25 protein-coding genes, 1 pseudogene and 1 other annotated feature are annotated in these 24,018 nt (G+C 56.0%); of the genes and pseudogenes, 17 read left to right on the top strand and 9 right to left on the bottom strand.

Annotated elements, in window-relative coordinates:
- Window positions 1–111 precede the first annotated feature (111 nt).
- The gene (cysB, locus tag OXR04_RS03660) at window positions 112–1,086 is read right to left on the bottom strand and encodes an HTH-type transcriptional regulator CysB (protein WP_009089966.1); all 975 of its coding nucleotides are present in this window, start codon (window positions 1,084–1,086) and stop codon (window positions 112–114) included.
- A gap of 184 nt (window positions 1,087–1,270) precedes the next feature.
- Window positions 1,271–3,868, bottom strand: a complete 2,598-nt coding sequence (gene topA, locus OXR04_RS03655; RefSeq protein ID WP_111207589.1) for a type I DNA topoisomerase — start codon at window positions 3,866–3,868, stop codon at window positions 1,271–1,273.
- 372 nt (window positions 3,869–4,240) lie between these two features.
- On the opposite strand from topA, the gene OXR04_RS03650 reads away from it, so the two are divergent.
- Window positions 4,241–4,489, top strand: coding sequence for a YciN family protein (locus OXR04_RS03650; RefSeq protein WP_009089962.1), 249 nt, complete (start codon window positions 4,241–4,243; stop codon window positions 4,487–4,489).
- Window positions 4,490–4,517: 28 nt separating this feature from the next.
- Here OXR04_RS03650 and sohB read toward each other — a convergent pair whose 3' ends face one another.
- Window positions 4,518–5,564, bottom strand: coding sequence for a protease SohB (sohB, locus tag OXR04_RS03645; protein ID WP_267369279.1), 1,047 nt, complete (start codon window positions 5,562–5,564; stop codon window positions 4,518–4,520).
- Window positions 5,565–5,737: 173 nt separating this feature from the next.
- Between sohB and OXR04_RS03640 the strand changes: the two genes are divergently transcribed.
- Window positions 5,738–6,499, top strand: coding sequence for a YciK family oxidoreductase (locus OXR04_RS03640; protein WP_046102053.1), 762 nt, complete (start codon window positions 5,738–5,740; stop codon window positions 6,497–6,499).
- The gene (gene cobO / locus OXR04_RS03635) at window positions 6,499–7,089 is read left to right on the top strand and encodes a cob(I)yrinic acid a,c-diamide adenosyltransferase (RefSeq protein ID WP_140925463.1); all 591 of its coding nucleotides are present in this window, start codon (window positions 6,499–6,501) and stop codon (window positions 7,087–7,089) included. The genes OXR04_RS03640 and cobO overlap by 1 nt, the downstream gene beginning before the upstream one ends.
- Window positions 7,090–7,142: 53 nt before the next feature.
- On the opposite strand, the gene rluB is transcribed toward cobO, so the two are convergent.
- Window positions 7,143–8,033, bottom strand: coding sequence for a 23S rRNA pseudouridine(2605) synthase RluB (gene rluB / locus OXR04_RS03630; RefSeq protein ID WP_058958472.1), 891 nt, complete (start codon window positions 8,031–8,033; stop codon window positions 7,143–7,145).
- A 780-nt stretch (window positions 8,034–8,813) separates the two neighbouring features.
- Between rluB and OXR04_RS03625 the strand changes: the two genes are divergently transcribed.
- Window positions 8,814–9,461, top strand: a complete 648-nt coding sequence (locus tag OXR04_RS03625) for a serine protease (protein ID WP_267369278.1) — start codon at window positions 8,814–8,816, stop codon at window positions 9,459–9,461.
- Between the two features lie 10 nt (window positions 9,462–9,471).
- Here the strand turns inward: OXR04_RS03625 and OXR04_RS03620 are convergent, their stop codons facing one another.
- Window positions 9,472–10,092 carry an L-threonylcarbamoyladenylate synthase gene (locus OXR04_RS03620; protein ID WP_009089952.1) on the bottom strand — a complete coding sequence of 207 codons (621 nt, stop codon included), beginning with the start codon at window positions 10,090–10,092 and terminating at the stop codon, window positions 9,472–9,474.
- A 12-nt stretch (window positions 10,093–10,104) separates the two neighbouring features.
- Complete coding sequence (locus OXR04_RS03615) at window positions 10,105–11,022, bottom strand: PHP domain-containing protein (protein WP_190311340.1); 918 nt, start codon at window positions 11,020–11,022, stop codon at window positions 10,105–10,107.
- 120 nt (window positions 11,023–11,142) lie between these two features.
- Window positions 11,143–11,244: a sequence feature (Trp leader region), on the top strand.
- A 23-nt stretch (window positions 11,245–11,267) separates the two neighbouring features.
- On the opposite strand from OXR04_RS03615, the gene OXR04_RS03610 reads away from it, so the two are divergent.
- The 6 genes and pseudogenes from OXR04_RS03610 (at window position 11,268) to OXR04_RS03585 (ending at window position 18,295) form a co-directional block, all read left to right on the top strand.
- Window positions 11,268–12,833 carry an anthranilate synthase component 1 gene (locus OXR04_RS03610; protein WP_009089949.1) on the top strand — a complete coding sequence of 522 codons (1,566 nt, stop codon included), beginning with the start codon at window positions 11,268–11,270 and terminating at the stop codon, window positions 12,831–12,833.
- A pseudogene (trpD, locus tag OXR04_RS03605) lies at window positions 12,833–14,427 on the top strand (bifunctional anthranilate synthase glutamate amidotransferase component TrpG/anthranilate phosphoribosyltransferase TrpD). Before OXR04_RS03610 ends, trpD begins: the two are co-directional and overlap by 1 nt.
- A gap of 2 nt (window positions 14,428–14,429) precedes the next feature.
- Window positions 14,430–15,791 (top strand): bifunctional indole-3-glycerol-phosphate synthase TrpC/phosphoribosylanthranilate isomerase TrpF, encoded by a 1,362-nt coding sequence (gene trpCF, locus OXR04_RS03600; RefSeq protein WP_267369277.1) that lies wholly within the window; start codon window positions 14,430–14,432, stop codon window positions 15,789–15,791.
- A 46-nt stretch (window positions 15,792–15,837) separates the two neighbouring features.
- On the top strand, window positions 15,838–17,028 hold the full coding sequence (gene trpB / locus OXR04_RS03595; RefSeq protein WP_009089941.1) for a tryptophan synthase subunit beta: 1,191 nt from the start codon (window positions 15,838–15,840) through the stop codon (window positions 17,026–17,028).
- A complete protein-coding gene (gene trpA, locus OXR04_RS03590; protein ID WP_009089939.1) occupies window positions 17,028–17,831 on the top strand; it encodes a tryptophan synthase subunit alpha in 804 nt (267 codons plus the stop codon). Before trpB ends, trpA begins: the two co-directional genes overlap by 1 nt.
- A 149-nt stretch (window positions 17,832–17,980) precedes the next feature.
- The gene (locus tag OXR04_RS03585) at window positions 17,981–18,295 is read left to right on the top strand and encodes a BON domain-containing protein (protein ID WP_009089937.1); all 315 of its coding nucleotides are present in this window, start codon (window positions 17,981–17,983) and stop codon (window positions 18,293–18,295) included.
- A 48-nt stretch (window positions 18,296–18,343) separates the two neighbouring features.
- Here the strand turns inward: OXR04_RS03585 and ompW are convergent, their stop codons facing one another.
- Window positions 18,344–18,976: an outer membrane protein OmpW gene (gene ompW / locus OXR04_RS03580; protein ID WP_009089935.1), complete on the bottom strand. Its 633-nt coding sequence runs from the start codon at window positions 18,974–18,976 to the stop codon at window positions 18,344–18,346.
- Window positions 18,977–19,230: 254 nt separating this feature from the next.
- Between ompW and OXR04_RS03575 the strand changes: the two genes are divergently transcribed.
- Genes OXR04_RS03575 through yciA form a run of 4 tightly spaced genes read left to right on the top strand, consistent with a single transcriptional unit; the run spans window position 19,231 to window position 21,482 of the window.
- Window positions 19,231–19,647 carry a YkgJ family cysteine cluster protein gene (locus tag OXR04_RS03575; RefSeq protein ID WP_009089933.1) on the top strand — a complete coding sequence of 139 codons (417 nt, stop codon included), beginning with the start codon at window positions 19,231–19,233 and terminating at the stop codon, window positions 19,645–19,647.
- 27 nt (window positions 19,648–19,674) lie between these two features.
- Window positions 19,675–20,409 carry a YciC family protein gene (locus OXR04_RS03570; protein WP_009089932.1) on the top strand — a complete coding sequence of 245 codons (735 nt, stop codon included), beginning with the start codon at window positions 19,675–19,677 and terminating at the stop codon, window positions 20,407–20,409.
- Window positions 20,410–20,460: 51 nt separating this feature from the next.
- Window positions 20,461–21,000: a septation protein A gene (locus OXR04_RS03565; protein ID WP_046101919.1), complete on the top strand. Its 540-nt coding sequence runs from the start codon at window positions 20,461–20,463 to the stop codon at window positions 20,998–21,000.
- 59 nt (window positions 21,001–21,059) lie between these two features.
- Window positions 21,060–21,482 carry an acyl-CoA thioester hydrolase YciA gene (yciA, locus tag OXR04_RS03560; protein WP_267369276.1) on the top strand — a complete coding sequence of 141 codons (423 nt, stop codon included), beginning with the start codon at window positions 21,060–21,062 and terminating at the stop codon, window positions 21,480–21,482.
- 35 nt (window positions 21,483–21,517) lie between these two features.
- On the opposite strand, the gene tonB is transcribed toward yciA, so the two are convergent.
- Entirely contained in the window at window positions 21,518–22,267 is a 750-nt protein-coding gene (gene tonB / locus OXR04_RS03555) for a TonB system transport protein TonB (RefSeq protein ID WP_267369275.1), read from the bottom strand.
- A gap of 195 nt (window positions 22,268–22,462) precedes the next feature.
- Between tonB and OXR04_RS03550 the strand changes: the two genes are divergently transcribed.
- Window positions 22,463–22,759 carry a YciI family protein gene (locus OXR04_RS03550; RefSeq protein ID WP_009089924.1) on the top strand — a complete coding sequence of 99 codons (297 nt, stop codon included), beginning with the start codon at window positions 22,463–22,465 and terminating at the stop codon, window positions 22,757–22,759.
- Between the two features lie 71 nt (window positions 22,760–22,830).
- A complete protein-coding gene (locus OXR04_RS03545) occupies window positions 22,831–23,016 on the top strand; it encodes a hypothetical protein (protein WP_267369274.1) in 186 nt (61 codons plus the stop codon).
- Window positions 23,017–23,099: 83 nt separating this feature from the next.
- On the opposite strand, the gene ycgZ is transcribed toward OXR04_RS03545, so the two are convergent.
- Window positions 23,100–23,342: a regulatory protein YcgZ gene (ycgZ, locus tag OXR04_RS03540; protein ID WP_009089921.1), complete on the bottom strand. Its 243-nt coding sequence runs from the start codon at window positions 23,340–23,342 to the stop codon at window positions 23,100–23,102.
- A gap of 344 nt (window positions 23,343–23,686) precedes the next feature.
- Between ycgZ and OXR04_RS03535 the strand changes: the two genes are divergently transcribed.
- On the top strand, window positions 23,687–24,004 hold the full coding sequence (locus OXR04_RS03535) for a hypothetical protein (RefSeq protein ID WP_009089920.1): 318 nt from the start codon (window positions 23,687–23,689) through the stop codon (window positions 24,002–24,004).
- The last annotated feature ends 14 nt before the right edge of the window (window positions 24,005–24,018 follow it).

Raw genomic sequence — 24,018 nt, 5'->3', positions numbered from 1 at the left:
TGTTTCATTTACAAAAAAATCATAAAAACTTTCAGTCTCATCTGGCGCTAAAGGCTGGCAACAAAAAAGGCTGCACCAGGCAGCCTTATGTTGTCGCGCAGGGGGTAAACCCTATTTAAACGGCAGCTTGATATCTTTAAACATCGCTTCAATGTCTTCATTAGAGCGAAGCGCAACGGCGGTATCCACCACGTCACGCGTCAGGTGCGGGGCAAAACGCTGGATGAAATCATACATATAGCTGCGCAGGAAGGTGCTGCGACGGAAGCCTATTTTGGTGGTGCTGTTGGTAAAGATATCCGCGGCTTCAATGCGAATCAGATCGGGATCGGACACCGGGTCGACCGCCATACTGGCGATCACGCCGACACCCAGCCCCAGACGGACATAGGTTTTGATGACGTCTGCGTCGGTTGCGGTAAAGACGATGCGAGGTGTTAACCCGGCGCGATTGAATGCGGTATCCAGTTCTGACCGCCCGGTAAAGCCAAAGGTGTAAGTCACCAGCGGATACTCCGCCAGCTCTTCAATGGTCACCTGCCCTTTTCCGGCCAGCGGGTGATCGGCGGTAACCACAATCGCCCGATTCCAGTGGTAGCACGGCAGCATGATGAGATCGTCATAGAGATGCAGCGCTTCGGTGGCAATGGCAAAATCGGCATTGCCCTTGGAAACGGCTTCCGCAATCTGGGTCGGCGATCCCTGATGCATATGCAAAGAGACGCGTGGATAGCGTTCGATAAAGCCTTTGATCACGCCGGGCAGCGCGTAGCGCGCCTGGGTATGGGTAGTCGCCACATAGAGCGAGCCTTTATCGGGCCAGGTGTGCTCACCGGCAACCGATTTAATGGCATCCACTTTGGAGAGCACTTCACGCGCAATACGAATGATCTCTTCCCCGGCTGGCGTGACCTGCGTGAGATGTTTCCCGCTCCGGGCAAAAATCTGCACACCCAGTTCATCTTCCAGCATCCGGACCTGCTTACTGATGCCGGGCTGCGAGGTATAGAGACCTTCCGCCGTCGAAGAGACGTTGAGGTTATGGTTCACGACTTCGACGATATAGCGCAACTGCTGTAATTTCATATCTGTTTTGTCCTGGTAAGTTACAGAGTCGCATCCCCGCTTGACCGACAGTCGCAAGGGTGAAGAAAGGCTATGCATCAGGAAAGGTCGGAAATGCTATAACAACTATATCAGTTTAAGTGTGAGAATAGAACGGATTGATATAAGGCTCAGAAAAAGGCCAGCGAATGCTGGCCTGATAAGATTACTTTTTCGCTTCCTGCCATTGGCCATCAACAAAGAAGGCTGACCAGCCGGTGGCTTTACCCTCTTTTTCTGAGGAGACATACTGCTGCTTAGTCTTACGGCTGAACCGCACCAGCGTTTTATTCCCTTCCGGATCGGCGACTGGCGCATCTGCCAGATATTTCAGCTTCTCAGGCAGACGATCTTTGAAGCGCAGCAGCTCTTCCACCAGTGGCGCACGCGTTTCGCGCGATTTCGGGAACGTATTGGCTGCCAGGAAGACGCCCGCTGCCCCGTCGCGCAACACGAAGTAGGCATCTGACTTCTCACACGCCAGCTCAGGCAGCGGCACCGGATCTTCTTTCGGTGGCGCCACTTCCCCACTGCGCAGAATTTTGCGGGTGTTTTTACACTCTTCGTTGGTACACGCCATGTACTTGCCAAAGCGTCCCATCTTCAGATGCATCTCCGAACCGCACTTCTCGCACTCTACGACCGGGCCGTCATAACCCTTAATGCGGAACTCGCCTTTCTCGATTTCGTACCCATCACACTCCGGGTTATTACCACAGACGTGCAGTTTGCGTTCATTGTCGATCAGGTAGCTGTCCATCGCTGTGCCGCACTTCTGGCAGCGACGACGGGCACGCAGGGCGTTGGTTTCGGCATCGTCCCCTTCCAGAATGTTCAGAACTTCGTTTTCCGGAATCAGGTTGATGGTCTGCTTGCAGCGCTCTTTCGGGGGCAGCGCATAGCCGGAACAGCCCAGGAAGACACCGGTACTGGCGGTGCGGATCCCCATCGGACGACTACAGGTCGGACAGTCAATCGAGGTCAGCACCATCTGATTGGGCTGCATGCCGCCCTCTTCAGGATCTTTTTCAGCCTTTTCAAGCTGCTCGGTAAAGTCGCTGAAGAAGTGGTCCAGCACCGCTTTCCATTTCGCCTGGTTATTGGCGACCTGGTCCAGGCTGTCCTCCATGCGCGCGGTGAAATCGTAGTTCATCAGCTCGCGGAAGTTCTCTTCCAGACGATCGGTGACGATTTCACCCATTTTTTCCGCATAGAAACGGCGGTTTTCTACCCGGACATAGCCACGATCCTGAATGGTCGAGGTAATGGCGGCGTAGGTCGACGGTCGGCCGATACCGCGCTTCTCCAGCTCACGCACCAGCGAGGCTTCGCTGAAGCGTGCCGGTGGCTTGGTGAAGTGCTGACCCGGCAGCAGCTGTTGCAGGTCGAGGCTATCCCCCACACTGACCGCAGGCAGCGTGCGATCTTCATCGTTCTTACGCAGCGCAGGCATCACTTTAGTCCAGCCGTCGAAGCGCAGAATGCGGCCTTTCGCTTTGAGTTTAAACTCACCGGCGGCGGCCGTGATGGTGCTGGAATCATATTTGGCCGGGGTCATCTGGCAGGCGACAAACTGACGCCAGATCAGCTGATAGAGCTTCTGCGCATCCGCTTCCATATCCTTCAGTTTTTCCGCCACGACTTCCACATCGGAAGGACGAATCGCTTCGTGCGCTTCCTGAGAGTTCTCTTTGCTGGCGTAAGTGACAGGGCTGTCTGGCAGATATTTTTTACCGAAGTTGTTTTCGATGTAGCCCCGCGCCATGGCGACCGCATCCTGACTCAGGTTGGTCGAATCGGTACGCATGTAAGTGATGTGACCCGCTTCGTAGAGGCGCTGCGCCATCATCATGGTCTTTTTAACGCCAAAGCCCAGACGGGTGCTGGCCGCCTGCTGCAGCGTCGAGGTGATATAGGGCGCACCCGGCTTACTGCTGGTGGGCTTATCTTCACGATCCACAATTTCAAAGCGCGCTTTTTCCAGCAGCGCCACTGCGGCGTAAGTTTCGTCACGGTTGACCGGGCGGAACACCTTGTCGCCGCGGTGTGTCACATCCATCGACAGCTCATCGCCGTTTGGCGTGGTCAGCGCGGCATTAACTTCCCAGTACTCTTCGGGAACAAAGGCTTTAATTTCACGTTCACGTTCCACTACCAGGCGAACGGCCACTGACTGCACACGACCGGCTGAGAGGCCACGGGCGATCTTTTTCCACAGCAGCGGTGACACCATGTAGCCCACCACGCGGTCCATAAAGCGGCGCGCCTGCTGAGCATTGACCCGGTCGATGTTGAGTTCGCCCGGCTTTTCAAACGCCTGACGAATCGCATTTTTGGTAATTTCGTTAAACACTACGCGGCTGAAGCGTGAGTCATCGCCTCCGATCACTTCCCGCAGGTGCCAGGCAATGGCTTCCCCTTCGCGGTCAAGGTCGGTTGCGAGATAGATGTGGTCAGCATTGGCGGCCAGCGCCTTCAGTTCTGCCACCACCTTCTCTTTGCCGGGCAGAATCTGATAATCCGCTTCCCAGCCATGATAGGGGTCAACACCCATGCGGCTGACAAGGGCGGCTTTCTCATCTTTTTTAACTTTTTTGACTTTCTTATCTGTCGAGGCGTCAGCACTTTTCTTTGCGGTTGAACCACTGGTCGGCAGATCCCGGATATGACCCACGCTGGATTTCACCACGTAGTCATTGCCCAGATATTTATTGATTGTTTTGGCCTTTGCCGGGGACTCAACAATAACGAGTGCTTTACCCATATTTACCTTTACCTAATGAAAACATCCTGCTTAACGGGAGAGGATTGGATGCCCAAAAACCCATCGGGTTCAATATTGCTGCGCCTCTCTAACATTTCAAGGCGGAGGGGTCAATCTCAGAACAGATGATCCGGCTAAATGCAACTGCATGATAAAGCATGATTTTTCCATCTGAACTCTTCGCACATCCTGGTGCAAAATCCCTGAAATCGGAATCGCCCACACTCTACCTGATAAAATCTGTTACGCAACTTAATTAGCATTCAGCCCGTCGTTACGCCAGGTTTTCATCGGTCAGGGCGGGTTGTCATGCCAGCAGACTCGTCAGTAATATAGAAAGGATTCGAGTGCTGTCAAAAAAGGAGCAAATAAATGCAGACACCGACCCAGGCTATTTCCCGCCAGGCGTTGCTGGAAAAGGCCAACGCCCTGATTAAAGAACATGATGATTATTTAGCGGGCATGCAGGCGGATGACGTCAGTCAGCAGGGTGATGTGCTGGTTTTTCGCGGCCCGTTTTTTCTCGACGATCAGGGATTGCCGACGGCTAAAACCACAGCGGTGTTTAACGTCTTCAAGCATCTCGCGGTGGTCCTGTCGCCGCACTATCACCTCGAATAAAAAAACCCGGCACAGGCCGGGTTTCGCATCACAGCAGCGGCTTTTCGCCGCGCTGCCAGAGTTTCAGCAGCAGACGCTCTGCCACAGTGCCCGCGCTCTGAGTAAAGCGATCCATCATTTTACGACGGCGGGCGAAGTGCACCCCCAGTACGTTGAACTGATCCATCTGACGGATGATTAAATCATCGCTGGTGCCGATCTCATCAATCAGCCCCAGATCCAGCGCCTGGCGGCCATACCAGTGTTCACCGGTCGCGACCTTATCAATATCCAGCGACGGGCGCATCTGATGCACAAACTGCTTGAACAGCAGGTGCGTTTCGTCGAGATCCTGCTGGAATTTCTCCCGCCCTTCTTCGCTGTTCTCGCCAAACAGCGTCAGCGTTCGCTTGTACTGACCGGCCGTGTGCAGTTCGATATCGATGTCATTGCGCTTCAGCAGACGGTTGAAGTTAGGGATCTGGGCCACCACACCGATTGAACCAATAATGGAGAACGGGGCCGCCACAATGCGATCGGCCACACAGGCCATCATATATCCGCCGCTGGCTGCCACTTTGTCCACGGCCGCGGTGATGCGCAGCCCGTGGTCGCGCAGACGCTGCAGCTGAGACGCGGCCAGACCATAGCCATGCACCACACCGCCAGGGCTTTCCAGACGCAGCAGCACTTCATCGCCCGGTTGCTGCACCGCCAGCACGGCTGAAATCTCTTCGCGCAGCGACGTGACCTCACTGGCATCCATGCTACCTTTGAAATCAAGCACATAAAGCGTCGGCTTCTCGCCACCGCGCGCGCCCTGCTTCGCCGCCTGTTTTTCCGCTTTGGCTTTCAGCTTTTCGCTCTTTTTATGGTTTTTCAGCCAGACCTTCTGCGCCTGCGGTTTCATTTTTGCCAGCTGCAGATCTTCTTTCATCTGTTGATAGTCATCACCCAGATGGGTCAGGCGCAGCTGACCACTTTGCGAGCGTTTACGCAGTGCCGCATTCATCACAATCATGACAATCGCCGCGACCGCAACCACCAGCGTCACCGCTTTCGCTAAAAAGAGTCCATACGTTGAAATAAAATCCATCAGGTCGCCTTAGTAAAAAAGAATCAAAAACAGTTCGCCAGTTTAGCCGTTTTACCCTGTCCCGTCGCCTGAAATGCCAGCAGCTGGCACAGATTGCGCGGGCTGGCGATTGCACCCATTCGTAAATTCAGGCATAAAGCGGAATCATGCTGTTTTCGCCGGAGGACCCCGCTGTGCATTATCAACCGAAAAGTGACCTGCTCAATCATCGAATTATTCTGGTCACGGGCGCGTCAGATGGCATCGGCCAGGAAGCGGCGCTGACCTATGCCCGCTATGGCGCAGAAGTGATCCTGATGGGCCGTAACCCGGAAAAACTCGAACGGGTCAGAACGTCAATCAATCAACTCAATAAACGCCCTGCTCACCAGGTGGTGCTGGACCTGGCCGAGGCCACACCAGAACGCTGCCAGCAGGTTGCCGACCAGCTGGCGCAACAGTTTCCGCGTCTCGACGGCGTGCTGCACAATGCCGGTCTGCTCGGTGAAATCGTGCCGCTGGCTGAACTCGATCCGCAGATCTGGCGTCAGGTGATGGATGTCAATCTGGATGCGACTTTCTTCCTGACTCAGGCCCTGTTGCCGCTGCTGCTGAAGTCAGAGGCAGGTTCGCTGGTATTCACCACCTCCAGCGTGGGCCGCACCGGTCGTGCCGGCTGGGGCGCTTATGCGGTCTCTAAATTTGCAACGGAAGGAATGATGCAGGTGCTGGCGGATGAGTATAAGAGCCAGTCGCTGCGGGTGAACTGTATCAATCCGGGCGGCACGCGAACCAAAATGCGCGCCAGCGCCTTCCCGCAGGAAGATGCAAATAAACTGAAAACGCCTGCCGATCTGATGCCGCTCTATCTCTATCTGATGGGCGATGACAGCCGCCGCAAAACCGGGATGAGCTTCGATGCGCAGCCGGGCAGAAAACCCGGAGCCGCGGAATAATGGCTGACGATCGTCATCAGCAGCGTCAGCAGCGCCTGAAAGAGCAGGTGGATGCGCGTATCGCCGCCGCGACAGCGGTTCGCGGCATTCTGATGGTGTTTACCGGCAACGGCAAAGGCAAAACAACTGCGGCCTTCGGCACGGCACTGCGCGCCACCGGCCATGGCAAGCGCGTGGCGGTGGTCCAGTTCATCAAGGGTGACTGGCCGAACGGCGAGCGAAACCTGCTGGAGCAGCACGGGGTGGAATTTCAGGTTATGGCCACCGGCTTTACCTGGGAGACGCAAAACCGTGAGACGGACACCACCGCCTGTCTGGCAGTCTGGCAGCATGCCCAGCGGATGCTGGCCGATGCGCAGATCGATCTGGTGGTACTGGACGAAATTACCTATATGGTGAGCATGGGTTATCTGCCGCTGGAGGCGCTGATCGCCGCGCTGCAGCAGCGCCCGGCGCAGCAGAGCGTCATTATTACCGGACGCGGCTGTCACCGCACCCTGACTGAGATGGCCGATACCGTGACGGAGATGCGCCCGGTTAAGCACGCCTTTGATGCCGGTATACAGGCCCAGCAGGGTATTGACTGGTGACAGAAAAAGAAAACGCAGCCCGGAGGCTGCGTTTTTTTATCCTGCCGGCATAATTAACCGGAATTGCGTTTGCTGCCCGGATTGCGGCGCGGCGTACGAGGGGTCGAGCTGACTTTGCTGTGGCGTTTTACCGCACGACGGATCTGGTTTGCTTTGGTGCGACGACGATCTTTCTCAACGACCAGTTTGGTCACCGTCTCATCATCCATCTCTACCAGGTTACGCAGATAGTTTACCGCCGGCAGATCCAGCTCCGTCCAGCCGCCGCGCGGCAGGCCTTTCGGTAAGGTAATATCGCCATAGCGAACGCGCATCAGACGGCTGACCTGGACACCGACCGCTTCCCATAACCGACGCACTTCACGGTTACGTCCTTCGGTCAGGGTCACGTTATACCACTGGTTGATCCCTTCTCCGCCGCCAAAACGCAGGGTTTTGAACGCAGCCGGGCCATCCTCCAGCTGAACGCCCTTGCTCAGCTGACGAATTTTATCATCATCCACCTGGCCAAAGACGCGCACCGCATATTCACGTTCCACTTCACGGCTGGGATGCATCAGACGGTTCGCCAGCTCGCCGTCCGTGGTGAACAGCATCAGACCACAGGTGTTCACATCCAGACGGCCGACGGCAATCCAGCGTGAACCGCGCAGACGCGGCAGGCGATCGAAGACCGTCGGGCGCCCTTCAGGATCGCTGCGGGTACAGAGTTCACCTTCTGGTTTGTAATAGGCCAGCACGCGGCAGACTTCGGTTGCTGATTCAGCAATCGAAACCAGATGGCCATCAATACGGATTTTCAGGGATTTGCTGCTTTCGACACGGTCGCCCAGGGTGGCGATCTTTCCGTCGACGCTGACACGGCCAGCGGCAATCATTGATTCGATTTCACGACGCGAGCCATGACCGGCACGCGCTAAGACTTTCTGTAACTTTTCGCTCATTGAGCTTCCTCTTTGTCGCCTTCCCAGGCGTCATGGCAGGGTGATAATTCTTTCTTTATCAACAGGTTAACCTATTAACTTTGGCCCATTATACAGGCATTTAACCCCGATGTAACGCCCTTTGTGCTTCTGAAAATAGCCGATAAAAAAGCATAGAGACCGGATAATGATATTCTTCATTATTTACATGCCTGATTAAAATAACAGCAGACTCAGTTAAGGAAATATACTGAATAAAACGGCATTAGCGAAAACTTTATAGCTGAAGAAAATTAAATTTTTTAAACACTGGCGGGGCAATGAAAAGAGACCGTAACGATCAAAAACTTAACACTATCTTAAACTTCCAAAGATCTTTCTGCGAATCTAATCCTCTGGCTTCCCCCTCAAAGGCAGCACAAAAATCCGCCCAATTGCCTTTAGTCAACCTGTCAAACCGAATAAATCGCTTCAGTAAGATTATTCCTAATGCAGATTCTGTTAAAACCCTATTTTCAGGTTTTTTTAATTCTTATTAGCTTTAATAAATTGTCTGACACTATTAAGCTGATACACTTTCTCTCAGCAGCACAATAAAAAAGCAGCACCTGAAATTTCATGGTCCTGCATCATAACAGTACGGCCCTTTGTTATTCGTTAATAAAAATCGTGTTTTCAGATAATCCAATAAACCGGCGCATCCGGAATTGTTGCGTTAATACGGTTCACTGATGAACCTTGCTTGCATGTCATAAGTCTTCACCAGGGATTTTCCGACATGCCGGAATAAAGAATGCCATCATGAGAAACCTGTTTCTGTGCCCGGTGCTGGCTGCACTGGTGCTGAGCGGGTGTTCCGTGGGCCACACTGAGTACAGTCGTACGGCGATGCAGCACGTAGATATGAGCGTGACCGGCATCCCGACGATCCTCGGTTTCGGCACACTGGGCACCAGCATTCCACTGACGCCTGAATATAGCCTTACCGCAGCGCACGTCGCCAAAACCGCCGTGCAGCGCGTGAAGTCTTATCATCCCTATTGCGACCTTGCGATTATTTATCACAAGAATGATGCCAACACCCTGGCGAAATTCCGCAGTGGTGATATTGGCGATCCCGTTAAAATGTACGGATACAGCTTCATTTCCGCGATGCCGGTAGAGTCGACGGGGGTGAATTTAGCCCGCACGGCTATTCGGAATAAATGGAATAAAAGTCCCTGCATTGCGATGGCCTCTAATGCAGGCGTGGTTCAGGGAATGTCGGGCGGCGGTGTTTATAACCGCGATGAAACGCTGAGCGGCGTGATTGTCGGTTATTCCGATGCCATTAAAAATGGCCGTAACGGGAAAGTGATCCTGAAAGACGTTTCACTTTATATTCCCTACGGCCAGTTTAAAAGCTGGTTGCAGTCAAATCTGCCCCCGACACCGACGCGCGGTGTCTGAGCCGGATTGATTACAGGAACGGGCGGGTATCGCCCACACCTTCACGCACAATTTCCGGCGTATCGGTGGTCAGATCGACCACCGTGGTCGGCTGCTGCCCCAGCGTCCCGCCGTCGATGATCAGATCGACCAGCTTGCCAATGGTATGCTGAATCTCTTCCGGATCGGATTCCGTAAAATCGTTGCCCGGCAGGATTAACGAGGTCGACATCATCGGCTGATTCAGGGCTTCCAGCAGCGCCAGCGCCACCGGATTGGATGGCACACGCAGACCAATGGTCTTACGCTTTTCGTTCATCAGACGGCGCGGTACCTCTTTGGTCGCCTTGAGAATAAAGGTGTAGTTACCTGGCGTGTTGTTTTTCAGCAGGCGAAAGGCCGAGTTTCCCACCTGAGAATAGACCGACAGCTCAGAGAGGTCACGGCACATCAGGGTGAAATTGTGGTGTCCATCGAGCTGACGGATACGGCAGATACGCTCCATCGCGCCCTTCTCTTCCAGCCGGCATCCCAGCGCATAGCCGGAATCGGTGGGATAGACGATGACGCTGCCTTTGTTCAGGTAGTCGACCGCCTGGTTGATCAGGCGCGGCTGCGGATTGTCCGGATGAATATGAAACAGTTGACTCATAGAAACCTCGTGTCACCTTTCCGTGATTGCCACTGCGGGAGCGAGGTCCGGAAAGCGTTCCCAGACCGGCTCAACGTCGCCGGGCAGCCAGAGTTTGCGGCCCAGCTCAATCCACGGGCAGGGTTGATGAAAATCTGAACCTTGCGATGCGGCCAGCTCATTCTCTCTGGCGTACTGCGCCAGTTGCGTGCGCTCATTGGGTGGCTGCTGGCACTGTGCCACTTCCATGGCATCGCCCCCCGCTTCGCGGAAGTGGGCGATCAGCCGTTTCAGCCACTTCGCCGATAAACCATACCGGCCCGGATGAGCCAGCACGGCGCAGCCACCAGAATGATGAATCGCATCAATGGCTTGTTTAATTGTACACCATTGTGGCGGCACGTAGCCGGTTTTGCCTCGCGCCAGATAATTTTTGAAAACCTGGGCCATGTCACCGGCTTTGCCCTGCTCTATCAGGAAGCGGGCAAAGTGTCCGCGGGTAATGATGCCGCCCCCGGCCAGTCGGGTTGCCCCCGCCAGTGCGTCGGGAATACGTGCCTTCGCCAGCCGCTCACCAATCTCTTCCGCGCGCCGCTGCCGGCAGGCCAGTTGCCCCGCCAGAAAGGTCACCATCGCCGGATGATGGATATCGATGTTCAGCCCCACGATATGGATCTCATGATTCTCCCACAGGGTAGAAATCTCAGCACCGGCCAGCACTTTTATCGGCAGATCCTGGTCACGGGCGGTCTGCTGCGCCTCGCTCACCCCGTCCACGCTGTCGTGATCGGTGATCGCCAGAACGCCAACCCGCATCTCTACCGCGCGCTGCACCAGCACGGCGGGCGTCAGTAAACCATCGGAGGCGCGCGTGTGGCTGTGTAGATCATAAACCGGGAAACGGGCGATATCGCTCAAGAGAACTCCTGCTGAAACTAAACCGGCCAGCATGATAACGATTTTAACGCTCAGTGAAAAAGTGTATTGACATTTCCGCCCCGAACCCGTTAACTAGTACACAAGTTCACACGTAACGGGTATTACATCATGGCGATTACAATTACGCATTTACATGGCTGGCGCGATGTTCCCGAAACCGGGCGACACGGTCGTGCACATTTTGCGTAAACGCTGTGCAGATACCTGAGCCCGCCACCGAGCGGGCTTTTTTTTGAGCGAAATTCAGAGAAATCATCATGCCAAATGCGAAACCTACAGTGAAGTTGATTACCGGCACCGCGCCCTACCGCGAAGATCCGGCCGCAGTGTTTCACCAGCTGTGCGGCGCACGTCCGGCAACCCTGCTGCTCGAATCCGCTGATATCGACAGCAAGCGCAACCTGAAAAGCCTGCTGATCGTCGACAGTGCGCTGCGCGTCAGCGCACTGGGCAGCGAAGTCACCGTGCAGGCGTTGTCAGAAAATGGCCGCGCCCTGCTGCCGCTGCTGGATGAAGCCCTGCCCGCGTCAGTGATGAATCAGGTGCGTCCCGATGGCCGTGTCCTGACCTTCCCGCAGAGCAGCGATCAGCAGCAGGATGAAGATTCCCGCCTCAAGGCCCTGTCGGTGTTTGACGCGCTGCGTCTGATTCCGCAACTGGTTAACGCCCCTGCCGACGAACGGGAAGCGGTGCTGCTGGGCGGTCTGTTTGCTTATGATCTGGTCGCCGGTTTTGAAACCCTGCCGGCGCTGGATAATCAGCAGCGCTGCCCCGACTACTGCTTCTACCTGGCCGAGACCTTACTGGTGATCGATCACCAGAGCCGCAGCGCACGTCTGCAGGCCAGCCTGTTCTGTCCGTCCACCAGCGAATTCCAGCGCCTGCAGCGCCGCATTGAGCAGCTGCATGGCCAGATGCTTCAGCCCGCACCTGTACTGCCGGTACAAAAGGTGGAGCAGATGACGCTGACCACCAGCCAGAGTGATGAAGAGTATTGCGACGTGGTGCGCAGCATGCAGCAGGCAATTCGCATCGGCGAAATTTTCCAGGTCGTCCCTTCACGCCGTTTCTCGCTGCCATGTCCTTCACCGCTGGCGGCGTATGACACGCTGAAGAACAGCAATCCCAGCCCCTACATGTTCTTTATGCAGGATCAGGATTTCTCGCTGTTTGGTGCCTCGCCGGAGAGTTCACTGAAGTATGACGCCATTTCGCGTCAGATTGAGATCTACCCGATTGCCGGTACCCGCCCGCGCGGCCGCCATGCGGATGGCTCGCTGGATCGCGATCTCGACAGCCGTATTGAGCTGGAGATGCGAACCGACCATAAAGAGCTGGCGGAACACCTGATGCTGGTGGATCTGGCGCGCAACGATCTGGCGCGTATCTGCGTGCCGGGCAGCCGTTACGTGGCAGACCTGACCAAAGTAGACCGGTACTCCTTCGTCATGCATCTGGTCTCCCGCGTTGTGGGCACGCTGCGTGATGACCTTGACGTGCTGCATGCCTATCGCGCCTGTATGAACATGGGCACCCTGAGCGGTGCACCTAAGGTGCGCGCCATGCAGCTGATAGCCGGGGCGGAACGCACCCGCCGCGGCAGCTACGGCGGTGCGGTGGGCTATTTCACGGCTCACGGCGATCTCGATACCTGCATCGTGATCCGTTCGGCCTACGTTGAAGAAGGCGTGGCCACCGTCCAGGCGGGCGCCGGTGTGGTGCTGGACTCCAATCCGCAGGCTGAAGCGGATGAGAGCCGTAACAAAGCCCGCGCCGTTCTGCGCGCTATCGCGACTGCCCATCACTGCAAGGAGATCTTCTGATGGCCGATATTCTGCTGCTCGATAACATCGATTCCTTTACCTATAACCTGGTTGATCAGCTGCGGACGTTTGGTCACAACGTGGTGATCTACCGGAACAACCTGCCTGCGGAACTCTTAATTGAGCAGCTGCAGCGGATGGAAGACCCGGTGCTGATGCTCTCGCCCGGCCCCGGCGCGCCAAAAGATGCCGGTTGTATGCCGGAGTTACTGCGGGTGCTGCGGGGACGGTTGCCGATTATCGGCATCTGCCTGGGGCATCAGGCGATCGTTGAAGCCTACGGCGGCCACGTGGGTCAGGCCGGTGAGATCCTGCACGGCAAAGCCTCCTCTATTGACCACGACGGCGAGGCGATGTTTGCCGGCCTGAGCAATCCGCTGCCGGTGGCGCGCTATCACTCACTGGTGGGCAGCAATACGCCGGATGAGCTGACGGTCAACGCCAGTTTCAACGGGATGGTGATGGCGGTGCGTCATGAGACCGACCGGGTGTGCGGCTTCCAGTTCCATCCTGAATCCATTCTGACTTCTCAGGGTGCGCGTCTGCTTGAGCAGACGCTGGCCTGGGCGCTGGCGAAGTAACAGGGAGAATGACTATGCAACAGACACTGGAAAAACTTTACCAGGCGCAGACGCTGAATCAGGCTGAGAGTCATCAGCTGTTCAGCGCCATTATCACCGGCCAGCTGGAACCGACGCAGCTCGCCGCCGCTTTAATCGCCATGAAGGTGCGGGGCGAAACGCCGGAAGAGATTGCCGGGGCGGCGACCGCGCTGCTGGAAGATGCCCGCCCCTTCCCGCGCCCGGATTATACCTTTGCCGATATCGTGGGCACCGGCGGCGACGGCAGCAACAGCATCAATATCTCCACTGCCAGCGCCCTGGTGGCGGCGACCTGCGGTCTGAAGGTGGCGAAGCACGGCAACCGCAGCGTCTCCAGCAAATCAGGCTCCTCCGACCTGCTGGCGGCCTTTGGCATCAATCTGGATATGCCTGCTGACCGGGCGCGCAAGGCGCTGGACGATCTTAACGTCTGCTTTCTGTTTGCGCCGCAGTATCACACCGGATTCCGCCACGCGATGCCGGTACGTCAGCAGCTGAAGACCCGCACGCTGTTCAATGTGCTGGGTCCGCTGATCAACCCGGCGCGTCCCCCGCTGGCGGTGATTGGTGTTTACAGCCCGGAACTGGTGATGCCGATTGCTCAGACCCTGAAAGTGCTGGGCTACCAGCGTGCAGCCGTGGTCCACGGCGGCGGCATGGATGAGGTGGCCCTGCACGATGTGACGCACGTCGCCGAGCTGCGCGAGGGGGAAATCACCCGTTATCAGCTCTCTCCTGAAGACTTTGGCTTTGGCTTCCACCCGAAAGAGGCGCTGGCGGGCGGCACCCCGGAAGAAAACCGTGACATTCTGACAGCTTTACTCCAGGGTAATGGCCAGCAGGCTCATGAGGAAGCTGTCGCCGTTAACGTGGCGATGTTGCTTAAAATATTTGGTCAGGAAGACCTGCGTGAAAACGCACAGCAGGCGCTTAACGCCATCCGCAGCGGACAGGCTTATGAGCGCGTTGTCGCACTGGCAGCAAGAGGGTAATCATGAAAGGCACCGTGTTAGAAAAAATTGTTCAGGACAAAGCGATCTGGGTTGAAGCCCGTCAGCAGCAGCAGCCTCTCTCCACCTTTCAGAACAGCATTGAGCCTTCCAGCCGTCATTTTTACGACGCGCTGCAGGGGGCCAGAACCGCGTTTATCCTGGAGTGTAAAAAGGCCTCTCCGTCGAAAGGCGTGATTCGCGAGGATTTCGATCCGGCCGCGATTGCCGGGGTCTACCGCCACTATGCGTCAGCGGTCTCTGTGCTGACCGATGAAAAATATTTTCAGGGTGACTTCGCTTTCCTGCCGATTGTCAGCGCAGCCATCACGCAGCCGGTGCTGTGCAAAGATTTTATTATCGATCCTTACCAGATCTATCTGGCGCGTTACTATCAGGCGGATGCGATTCTGCTGATGCTGTCGGTTCTGGATGATGAGCAGTATCGTCAGCTGGCCGCGGTGGCACACAGTCTGAAGATGGGCATTCTGACTGAGGTCAGTAATGAAGAGGAGCTGGAGCGTGCTATCGCCCTGCAGGCGAAAGTGGTGGGCATCAACAACCGCGATCTGCGCGACCTCTCTATCGACCTTAACCGCACCCGCCAGCTGGCGCCTCGCCTGTCGCATGGCGTGACGGTGATCAGCGAATCGGGTATCAACAGCTATGCGGACATTCGCGAGCTGAGCCACTTCGCCAATGGTTTCCTGATCGGCTCCTCCCTGATGGAAGAGGCAGATCTGACAGCCGCGGTGCGTCGGGTTACCCTGGGCAGCAACAAAGTGTGCGGCCTGACCCGTGCCGAAGATGCGCGTGCCGCCTATGAAGCGGGTGCACTCTTTGGTGGTCTGATCTTTGCAGAAGGATCGCCGCGTCAGATTGATACCGCCACGGCGCAGAGCGTGATGGCCGCGGCCCCGCTGCGTTACGTTGGCGTGTTCCGCAACGCCAGCGTGAGTGACATTGTCACGCAGGTCAGCGCCCTTTCTCTCTCTGCGGTTCAGCTGCATGGCGATGAAACGCCGGCGTTTGTCGCTGAACTGCGCGCCGCCCTGCCTGCCACCGTGCAGATCTGGAAGGCACTGCGCATCGAAGGCCATCTCCCGGCGCGCGACTGGCCACACGTTGACCGTTATGTGTTTGACAATGGTAACGGTGGTACCGGTCAGCGTTTCGACTGGTCCCTGTTGCAGGGTCAGACGCTGCACAATGTGCTGCTGGCCGGTGGCCTCGGTGCGGACAACTGTGTTGAAGCCGCACAGCTGGGCTGTGCCGGACTTGACTTCAACTCTGGCGTGGAAAGCGCGCCCGGCATCAAAGATGCCCGTAAAATTGCCGCCGTGTTCCAGACACTGCGCGCGTACTGATTTGCCTGGCCTGCCCGACGGCGGGCCTGAGAAAGGAAGAGAAAAGATGACGTTACTGAATCCCTACTTTGGCGAATTTGGCGGAATGTATGTTCCGCAGATCCTGATGCCTGCCCTGCGCCAGCTCGAAGAGGCGTTTGTCGACGCCCAGAAAGATCCTGCCTTCCAGGAAGAGTTTACCGAACTGCTGAAGAACTATGCGGGTCGTCCGACCGCGCTGACGCTGTGCAAAAACCTGACCAAAGGCACCAAAACGCGCCTCTACCTTAAGCGTGAAGATCTGCTGCACGGCGGTGCGCACAAAACTAACCAGGTGCTGGGTCAGGCACTGCTGGCTAAGCGCATGGGTAAAAACGAAATTATCGCCGAGACCGGCGCCGGTCAGCATGGTGTGGCCTCTGCGCTGGCCTGTGCGCTGCTGGGCATGAAATGCCGTATCTACATGGGCGCGAAAGATGTGGAGCGTCAGTCGCCTAACGTCTTCCGTATGCGACTGATGGGCGCGGAGGTGATCCCGGTTCACAGCGGCTCTGCCACGCTGAAAGATGCCTGTAACGAGGCGCTTCGCGACTGGTCTGGCAGCTACGAAACGGCGCACTACATGCTCGGCACCGCCGCGGGCCCGCACCCCTTCCCGACCATCGTGCGTGAGTTCCAGCGCATGATCGGCGAAGAGACGAAAAAACAGATTCTGGAAAGAGAGGGTCGCCTGCCCGACGCTATTCTCGCCTGCGTGGGCGGGGGCTCCAACGCTATCGGCATGTTTGCTGACTTTATTGATGAAACCAGCGTGAAGCTGATCGGCGTTGAGCCTGCGGGTCACGGCATCGAAACCGGCGAGCATGGCGCACCGCTGAAGCATGGTCGCGTCGGTATCTACTTCGGCATGAAAGCGCCGATGATGCAGACGGAAGATGGCCAGATCGAAGAGTCCTACTCCATCTCTGCCGGTCTCGACTTCCCGTCGGTCGGGCCACAGCATGCGCACCTGAACAGCACGGGTCGGGCGGATTACGTCTCGGTTACCGATAACGAAGCGCTGGCTGCCTTCAAACAGCTCTGCCGGGCGGAAGGGATTATTCCGGCGCTGGAATCCTCTCACGCCCTGGCGCACGCCCTGAAGATGATTCAGGAGGAGCCGGAGAAAGAGCAGCTGCTTGTGGTTAACCTTTCCGGCCGCGGCGATAAAGATATTTTCACCGTTCACGACATTCTGACCGCGCAGGGAGAAATCTGATGGAACGTTATAATCAACTGTTTTCGCGCCTGTCAGCCAGCAACGAAGGCGCTTTCGTCCCGTTCGTCACGCTGGGCGACCCTTCACCTGAGCTCTCCCTGCGCGTGATTGACGCGCTGGTTGAGGGCGGTGCGGATGCGCTGGAGCTGGGCATTCCTTTCTCCGACCCGCTGGCGGATGGCCCGACCATTCAGAATGCGACCTTACGTGCGTTTGCCGCAGGCACCACCACCAGCCAGTGCTTTGAAATGCTGGCGACAATCCGCCGTAAATATCCTGACCTGCCGATTGGCCTGCTGATGTATGCCAACCTGGTCTTCACCAACGGCGTGGATGCGTTCTATGCACGCTGTGCCGAAGCCGGTGTCGATTCGGTTCTGGTCGCCGATGTGCCGGTTGAAGAGTCGGCGCCGTTCCGCCAGGCGGCGATGCGTCACGGCGTGGCCCCTATCTTTATCTGTCCACCCAATGCCAGCGATGCGCTGCTGCGTGAGATCGCGTCGCACGGCCGGGGCTACACCTACCTGCTGTCGCGTGCCGGGGTGACCGGGGCTGAAAACCGTGCCAGCCTGCCGCTACAGCACCTGATCGACAAGCTGCGCGAATATCATGCCGCTCCGCCACTGCAGGGCTTTGGTATCTCAGAACCTGAGCAGGTGAAGGAAGCGATTGCCGCCGGTGCCGCCGGAGCCATCTCCGGTTCCGCCATTGTCAGGATCATTGAGAAGCATCATGCCGAACCGGACGTGATGCTGAGCGAACTGAAGAACTTTGTCAGTCGCCTGAAAGCCGCCAGTCGTTAATCCTGTCAGCATGCCTTATCACGCGATAAGGCATGATTTGTTTCCTTTTTTTTCATTCCGCCATTTGCCCTTTTTTCAGAATCTGCACCACAATGACAAAGCGCCGTTACGGTAACGTCGCATCCATTTTGTGACAGGGAGAGAAAGCAATGAAATTCGTTAAACTGCTGACAGGTGCTGTACTGGCGGGTGTGGTTGCGCTGACACTGAGCGCCTGTGCGCCAACCGCAACCAAAGAGGGAACCGGTGGCTACATCGATGACACCGTTGTAACCACGAAAGTGAAAGGTGAACTGCTGAAGGATGACTCGCTGAAATCGACTGAAATCAACGTAGAAACCTTTAAGGGTAAAGTTCAGCTGAGCGGTTTTGTGTCATCGCCACAAATGGCTAATCGTGCTGTTCAGGTAACGCGCAGCGTACCGGGCGTGAAATCTGTCGTGAACAACATGCAGATTAAATAACGTTATACAGACACAAAAAAGGCCGCTGAATCAGCGGCCTTTTTCTCATCAGAAGCGGTAACCTGCCCCGAAGAAGAAGACCCACGGATCGATGCGCATATTGATGTTCTGCTGCTCGCCTCCCGCTTTAAACTTCACTTCCGTGTCGATATCCATGTACCACACCGACGCATTCAGCATCCAGTCGCGGTTAATCTGATAATCCAGGCCGACCTGACCCGCCACGCCCCACGAATCCTTGACGCTGAGATCGGTCAGGCCTGCGTCGCGACCGGTCTGGTTGAAATCGGCATCATAGAAGGTGGTGTAGTTGACGCCCACGCCCACGTAGGGACGGGCTTTGCTTTTGCTGTCGAAGAAGTAGTACTGCGCCATCAGCGTCGGCGGTAACTGGCGCACGGTAGCCAGCGTGCCGGTCGGGCCAAGACCCACTTTGTGACGGAACGGCGTGGCGGCGAGAAGTTCCACCCCGATATTGTCCGTCGCCATATAGGTAAAGGTCAGGCCGAGTTGCGTGTCGTTGGAGGCGCTGAACTCCCCCATGCCTAACACATTATCGGAGCCTTCGGTGGGGCGTACGGTTGCACTGCCGGCACGCATAAAGAAGTCGCCTGCTTCATGGGCCATCGCCAGCTGGGGTAAAGCCAGCGCCAGCAGCATCGCGCATTTTGCCAGTTTCATTATCACTCCTTTGCTTAATGTTGATGTCGCGAGGGGTTATCATTTTTTTGCTGGCAGTTATTTAACGCGATTTACAGGAAATTGCACTCTGAACGCTTCAGATAAATTGCTTATAAAACAATGGATTGATTTAGATCAATTTCGGCACGCTTCGGCACCCGCAAATTCCCCTTGCTGAAAAATTCCGGTGGCCCTATTTTGCTTCTCTTCCTGGTTGATTTTGGTTCGATGCCTCGGGAGGGGCGGGTGATCAAATGAGTGACACATTAAATCCTTGTATCAGCTGTGGCGCCTGCTGCGCCCATTTTCGCGTCTCATTTTACTGGGCGGAAGCCGACGATGCGGGCGGTCTGGTGCCGACCGATCTGACCGAGCCGCTCAGCCTGCTCATGCGTAACATGCGGGGCACCAACGATCGCACCCCGCGCTGTGTCGCCCTGCAGGGAGAGATCGGCGGATGCGTTTCATGCGGAATCTATGAGCAGCGTCCCACCCCCTGTCGGGAGTTCTCGCTGTCAGGAGAAGGCGGTATTCACAACGAAGCCTGCGATCGGGCCCGCGCCCGCTATGGCCTTCCCCCACTTTTTTCGCCATCTTTACCTGTCGTGACAGAAAGTTATGCCACAGCGGGTGCCCGTGAGCTGCCAGAACATGTACAATCGCCGGGTTAATTAACCCGGTTCCTCCAAGGAGTGTACATGTCTATCACGGCAAGCTCGTTATACCGTGACACTGGAAATTTTGCGCGACATCAGCTGGCTACCCTGCTGCTGCTGTCGCTGCTGACCGCTTTTATCACCGTCATGCTGGTGCATGTGCTGACGCCTGGTGTCGATGAGATGGCCATTCTGCAGCAGGGTGACGACAGTGCCAGATCGTTGTTTGAGATAGTGCAGAGCATGTCGCCGGAACAGCAGCAGGTTCTGCTGCGGGCTTCGGCTGCCAGCACCTTCGCTGCGCTGTTGGGTAACACGCTGCTGCTGGGCGGCATGCTCTGCCTGATTCCGATGGTCTCTTCCGGTCAGCGGGTCAGCGCTTTGCGGGCTATCGGGACTTCTGCGCCGCTGCTGCCCAGACTGCTGCTGCTGACCTTCCTGATGACGCTGGTGGCCCAGCTTGGCTTTATGGTGCTGGTGGTCCCCGGTATTCTGCTGACGATCCTGCTATCACTGGCGCCGGTGATGCTTGCCAGTGAGAAGATGGGCGTGTTTGCCGCCATGCGCGCCAGCATGCGCATGGCCTGGAAGAACGTGAAGCTGATCGCCCCCGCCATCCTGCTCTGGCTGCTGGCGAAAGTGGTCGTGATGCTCTTTTTCGCTTCGCTGACCGTGCTGCCGCTGAATGTTTCATCGGTCATTTTTACCGCGGCCGGCAATCTGGTTTCAGCCCTGTTGATCATCTATCTCTATCGGCTCTATATGCTGTTACGTTGACGGACGGTGCGCCTGCGGGCGCACTGGCATGCAACCCTGACGGGAATCACTATGAAGCAGTTACTCGACTTTCTCCCCCTGGTAGTTTTTTTCATCTTCTATAAGCTCTATGACATCTTTGTCGCCTCGGGCGCACTGATTGTCGCGACCGGTCTGGCGCTGGTCGTCAGCTGGGTGCTCTATCGCAGACTGGAAAAGATGACCATTTTCACCTTTGTGCTGGTCGCGGTCTTTGGCACCCTGACGCTGGTGTTCCACAACGATGAGTTTATTAAGTGGAAAGTGACGGTCATCTACAGCCTGTTCGCGCTCGCCCTGCTCTACAGCCAGTGGTTTATGAAGCAGCCGCTGATCCAGAGCATGCTGGGTAAAGAGCTTCAGCTGCCGGATGCGGTCTGGCGTCGACTTAACGTCGCCTGGGCACTCTTCTTTCTGATTTGCGGCCTGGTGAACATCTACGTCGCCTTTTGGTTATCCCAGGCGTTTTGGGTTAACTTTAAAGTGTTTGGTCTCACCGGTCTGACCTTACTGTTTACCCTGCTTAGCGGACTCTATATCTGGCGACAGATGCCGCAGCAGGAACAAAAATAATCACCCGCCCGGTTCGCCGGGCTTTTTTTCAGCATTCATCTGCATAAGAACAGGAAGCAATGGGCGAAAAACATAAATTACCGCAAGGTGAAATGGTGCTGCGTACGCTCGCCATGCCGGCAGACACCAACGCTAACGGCGATATCTTTGGTGGCTGGCTGATGTCACAGATGGATATGGGCGGCGCGATTCTGGCTAAAGAGATCGCGGAAGGCCGCGTGGTGACGGTACGCGTCGACGGCATGTCATTTCTGAAGCCGGTGGCGGTAGGGGATGTCGTGAGCTGTCATGCGCGCTGTATCCGGACCGGCAACAGTTCGATGACCATTAACGTCGAGGTGTGGATCAAGAAAGTGTCGTCTGAGCCGATTGGACAGACTTATTGTGCCACCGAAGCGGTCTTTATCTATGTGGCCGTGGACAGTGCGGGCAATTCCCTTCCGCTGCCAGCCGGCCGCGCCAATCAGCAGCCCGGCGAATAAAAAACGGGTCAGGCATCTCCGCCTGACCCGGCCTCTTACTCTATGCTGGCCCCGCCTTTAAGCTTAAAGACGATATTCATTGTGAGTCCCTGACCCGGGCGACCGCTCTGGTAACGCCACTTTTTCATCGCCTGCTTTACGTCGCGCTCAAACATATTGCGCGGTTCCGCAGAGAGGATCTGAATGTTCTCTACCCGACCGTCACTGTCCACGTCAAACTTCACCCGCACGCGCCCTTCAACCCGCAGCGCATAAGCGCGCTGAGGATAGCCTGGCTTACTGACGCTCAGCGCTTTCGGGCCGGTTGATACCGATGCTGTCGGTGACGGAGTCGCTTTTGGTGCAGTGGCTGGGCGGGTCTGGGTCGCCGGCGCCTCCTGCCGGAACGGATTATCCTGCGGTTTACTCTCCTGACGCGGCTTCACGTCGCGTACAGGTTTCTCCCGCTTGTGCTCGGTTTTAGGTTTGGGTTTTGGTTTGGGCTTCGGCTCAGGTTTTGGTATCGGCACCGGTTCCGCTTTCGGCGGTTCCGGCGCCAGCTGAGGTTCCGGTTCTGGCTGCGGCTCAGGCTCTGGTGCAGGCGGCTGCACAACAGCCGGAGCAGGCTCGGGCTGAACTTCCGGGGCAACCATGGTGACGCTGATGGGCTGAGAGGCCTTTGGCACTTCCGTCACCTGCTGGAATGACGCATACAGAATTCCGGCAATGACGGCCCCATGCAGAACAACAGACAGCAACATGGAGAGTGGCGTGCGTTTGGGTAAGGGCATAGTCAGCGTGGTCATAACAGTCGCATTGATTGAATGAAGCAGCGATTTTAAATGCAAATAGCAATCAGTTTCAATAACTCCCGCCTTCAGGCCATCAGAAAAGCGCATTTAGCCCTTTATGCTGCGCCTCCCAGCCGCCCGAGTTTTCGTTTGCACTCTGAAGGGCAATCCCTTAACGTGTGCAAAATTCTGGTTAATGGGAGTTCCTGAGTGCTTTACGTCATTTATGCAGAAGATACTGCAGATTCACTGGAAAAGCGTAACGCCGTGCGCCCTGCCCATCTGGCACGGCTCAAACTGCTTCACGAAGAGGGACGCCTGATTATCGCTGGTCCGATGCCCGCCGTGGACAGTAACGATCCCGGCGTGGCGGGCTTTACCGGTTCCACCGTCATTGCGGAGTTCCCGTCGCTGGAAGCGGCGCAATCCTGGGCGCAGGATGATCCCTATATTGCGGCGGGCGTCTACAGTCAGGTCGCGGTTAAGCCGTTCAAACGCGTCTTCTGATTGCATCTGAGTATTAAAAATGGCTTCTGTGCCTGGCGCAGAAGCCATTTTTTTTCGTAGAGAGAGGGAATATGCAGATTGTTATTCTGGCGCTGCTGCTGGTCATCGCTTTACTGCTTGGCAGGGCTATTTATCTCTGGCGGACGCAGGGCTGGCGCAGCAAGAAACAGACGATCGTGATGCTGATTGTGCTGGCAGCAGCGTTGCAGCTGGTAAATGTCACGCTGATGATGACGAAGCCGCTTCATCCCGGCTGACCATAAAGCCACTGGGGTAAAAGGCATTAAAGATCAGGACAGCTGATTGACTGTCCTGTTCTTCATACTCTGTTATCTTTATATCAGCCGCGATCCAGAATCAGACCAATCAGCGCGTGATAGTGCTGTTCTTCTTCCGGGCTGGTAACATGCTGCAGGCGGCTAATCAGTTTTGAGCAGATCGCTTTGCGGTTCAGGCTGCGGCCGGAACGAATAATTTCCGTGACAACCGACCCCAGGATCGCCTGCTGTGAAGGCTGTGCAGCACTGTGCAGATAGGCGGTAATGTCTGAAACTGAAGCGGGAATATGTACGTTAGTCTGCATGATTGTCCCTTAAAGGCGTCGTTAAAGTTACTAAGCGATGCGGTAAAGTTATACAAAAACGCCCCTACTGTACAGGTATTTAGCGCGAAAAATCACCCAAAGCGTGACATTTTTCATTAAATTCATTTAATACATAGACTTAAAACAATGTAAAGTTGTACAAGTTTCTTTTCTCTTTGTACACATCCCCTGTCAGCCCCCTCAGACCCGCCCCTTTTTCGCCTGATCCTTTTAACTTACGGCTTTTTTTGACCGGCGAGAGGATTTATTTGTTACCTCTGTCTACATTTACTATTCGTGATTTACACCTCTGAATGGATGCACCGCACTGTCGCGAGCTCACTATGAATAAAACCTATCCTGTTCCGGTTCTCACTCTGGCTGACACGCTGTTATCCCGGCTTGCCGCGCTGGCCGATCCTAAAATAGAAGTATTAAGTGGTTATCCGGCGAACTGCTCTGCCTGGCTGACGATCTACTATCAGCGCAAATCAGGCCGGTGGAGTTACGAATGGTACGATCGGGAGGGTTATCGCCGGCCAGCGGCGCTGGGCAGCGCAATGCCCTGTCTGATGCTCGAGGTCAACGATCGGGGAGCGTCGCCTCAGGAGCAGGCTCAGGCGCGCCGGTTACTGGCCGAGCAGGGCTTTTTTGAAGCCTGAGGGTGCCGCGGACA

Source organism: Pantoea sp. GM_Pan_3 (assembly GCF_026541045.1).
In the GTDB taxonomy this organism is placed as follows: Bacteria; Pseudomonadota; Gammaproteobacteria; order Enterobacterales; family Enterobacteriaceae; genus Pantoea; species Pantoea anthophila.
The sequence above is the reverse complement of the archived record's forward strand: the minus strand, read 5'-3'. Positions and strand labels throughout refer to the sequence as shown.

Bases quoted from the DNA above. Each gene is read 5' to 3' on its own strand.
- cysB (WP_009089966.1), bottom strand. From the start codon at position 1,086: ATGAAATTACAGCAGTTGCGCTATATCGTCGAAGTCGTGAACCATAAC.
- topA (WP_111207589.1), bottom strand. From the start codon at position 3,868: ATGGGTAAAGCACTCGTTATTGTTGAGTCCCCGGCAAAGGCCAAAACA.
- OXR04_RS03650 (WP_009089962.1), top strand. From the start codon at position 4,241: ATGCAGACACCGACCCAGGCTATTTCCCGCCAGGCGTTGCTGGAAAAG.
- sohB (WP_267369279.1), bottom strand. From the start codon at position 5,564: ATGGATTTTATTTCAACGTATGGACTCTTTTTAGCGAAAGCGGTGACG.
- cobO (WP_140925463.1), top strand. From the start codon at position 6,499: ATGGCTGACGATCGTCATCAGCAGCGTCAGCAGCGCCTGAAAGAGCAG.
- rluB (WP_058958472.1), bottom strand. From the start codon at position 8,033: ATGAGCGAAAAGTTACAGAAAGTCTTAGCGCGTGCCGGTCATGGCTCG.
- OXR04_RS03625 (WP_267369278.1), top strand. From the start codon at position 8,814: ATGAGAAACCTGTTTCTGTGCCCGGTGCTGGCTGCACTGGTGCTGAGC.
- OXR04_RS03620 (WP_009089952.1), bottom strand. From the start codon at position 10,092: ATGAGTCAACTGTTTCATATTCATCCGGACAATCCGCAGCCGCGCCTG.
- OXR04_RS03615 (WP_190311340.1), bottom strand. From the start codon at position 11,022: ATGCTGGCCGGTTTAGTTTCAGCAGGAGTTCTCTTGAGCGATATCGCC.
- OXR04_RS03610 (WP_009089949.1), top strand. From the start codon at position 11,268: ATGCCAAATGCGAAACCTACAGTGAAGTTGATTACCGGCACCGCGCCC.
- trpCF (WP_267369277.1), top strand. From the start codon at position 14,430: ATGAAAGGCACCGTGTTAGAAAAAATTGTTCAGGACAAAGCGATCTGG.
- trpB (WP_009089941.1), top strand. From the start codon at position 15,838: ATGACGTTACTGAATCCCTACTTTGGCGAATTTGGCGGAATGTATGTT.
- trpA (WP_009089939.1), top strand. From the start codon at position 17,028: ATGGAACGTTATAATCAACTGTTTTCGCGCCTGTCAGCCAGCAACGAA.
- OXR04_RS03585 (WP_009089937.1), top strand. From the start codon at position 17,981: ATGAAATTCGTTAAACTGCTGACAGGTGCTGTACTGGCGGGTGTGGTT.
- ompW (WP_009089935.1), bottom strand. From the start codon at position 18,976: ATGAAACTGGCAAAATGCGCGATGCTGCTGGCGCTGGCTTTACCCCAG.
- OXR04_RS03575 (WP_009089933.1), top strand. From the start codon at position 19,231: ATGAGTGACACATTAAATCCTTGTATCAGCTGTGGCGCCTGCTGCGCC.
- OXR04_RS03570 (WP_009089932.1), top strand. From the start codon at position 19,675: ATGTCTATCACGGCAAGCTCGTTATACCGTGACACTGGAAATTTTGCG.
- OXR04_RS03565 (WP_046101919.1), top strand. From the start codon at position 20,461: ATGAAGCAGTTACTCGACTTTCTCCCCCTGGTAGTTTTTTTCATCTTC.
- yciA (WP_267369276.1), top strand. From the start codon at position 21,060: ATGGGCGAAAAACATAAATTACCGCAAGGTGAAATGGTGCTGCGTACG.
- tonB (WP_267369275.1), bottom strand. From the start codon at position 22,267: ATGACCACGCTGACTATGCCCTTACCCAAACGCACGCCACTCTCCATG.
- OXR04_RS03545 (WP_267369274.1), top strand. From the start codon at position 22,831: ATGCAGATTGTTATTCTGGCGCTGCTGCTGGTCATCGCTTTACTGCTT.
- ycgZ (WP_009089921.1), bottom strand. From the start codon at position 23,342: ATGCAGACTAACGTACATATTCCCGCTTCAGTTTCAGACATTACCGCC.
- OXR04_RS03535 (WP_009089920.1), top strand. From the start codon at position 23,687: ATGAATAAAACCTATCCTGTTCCGGTTCTCACTCTGGCTGACACGCTG.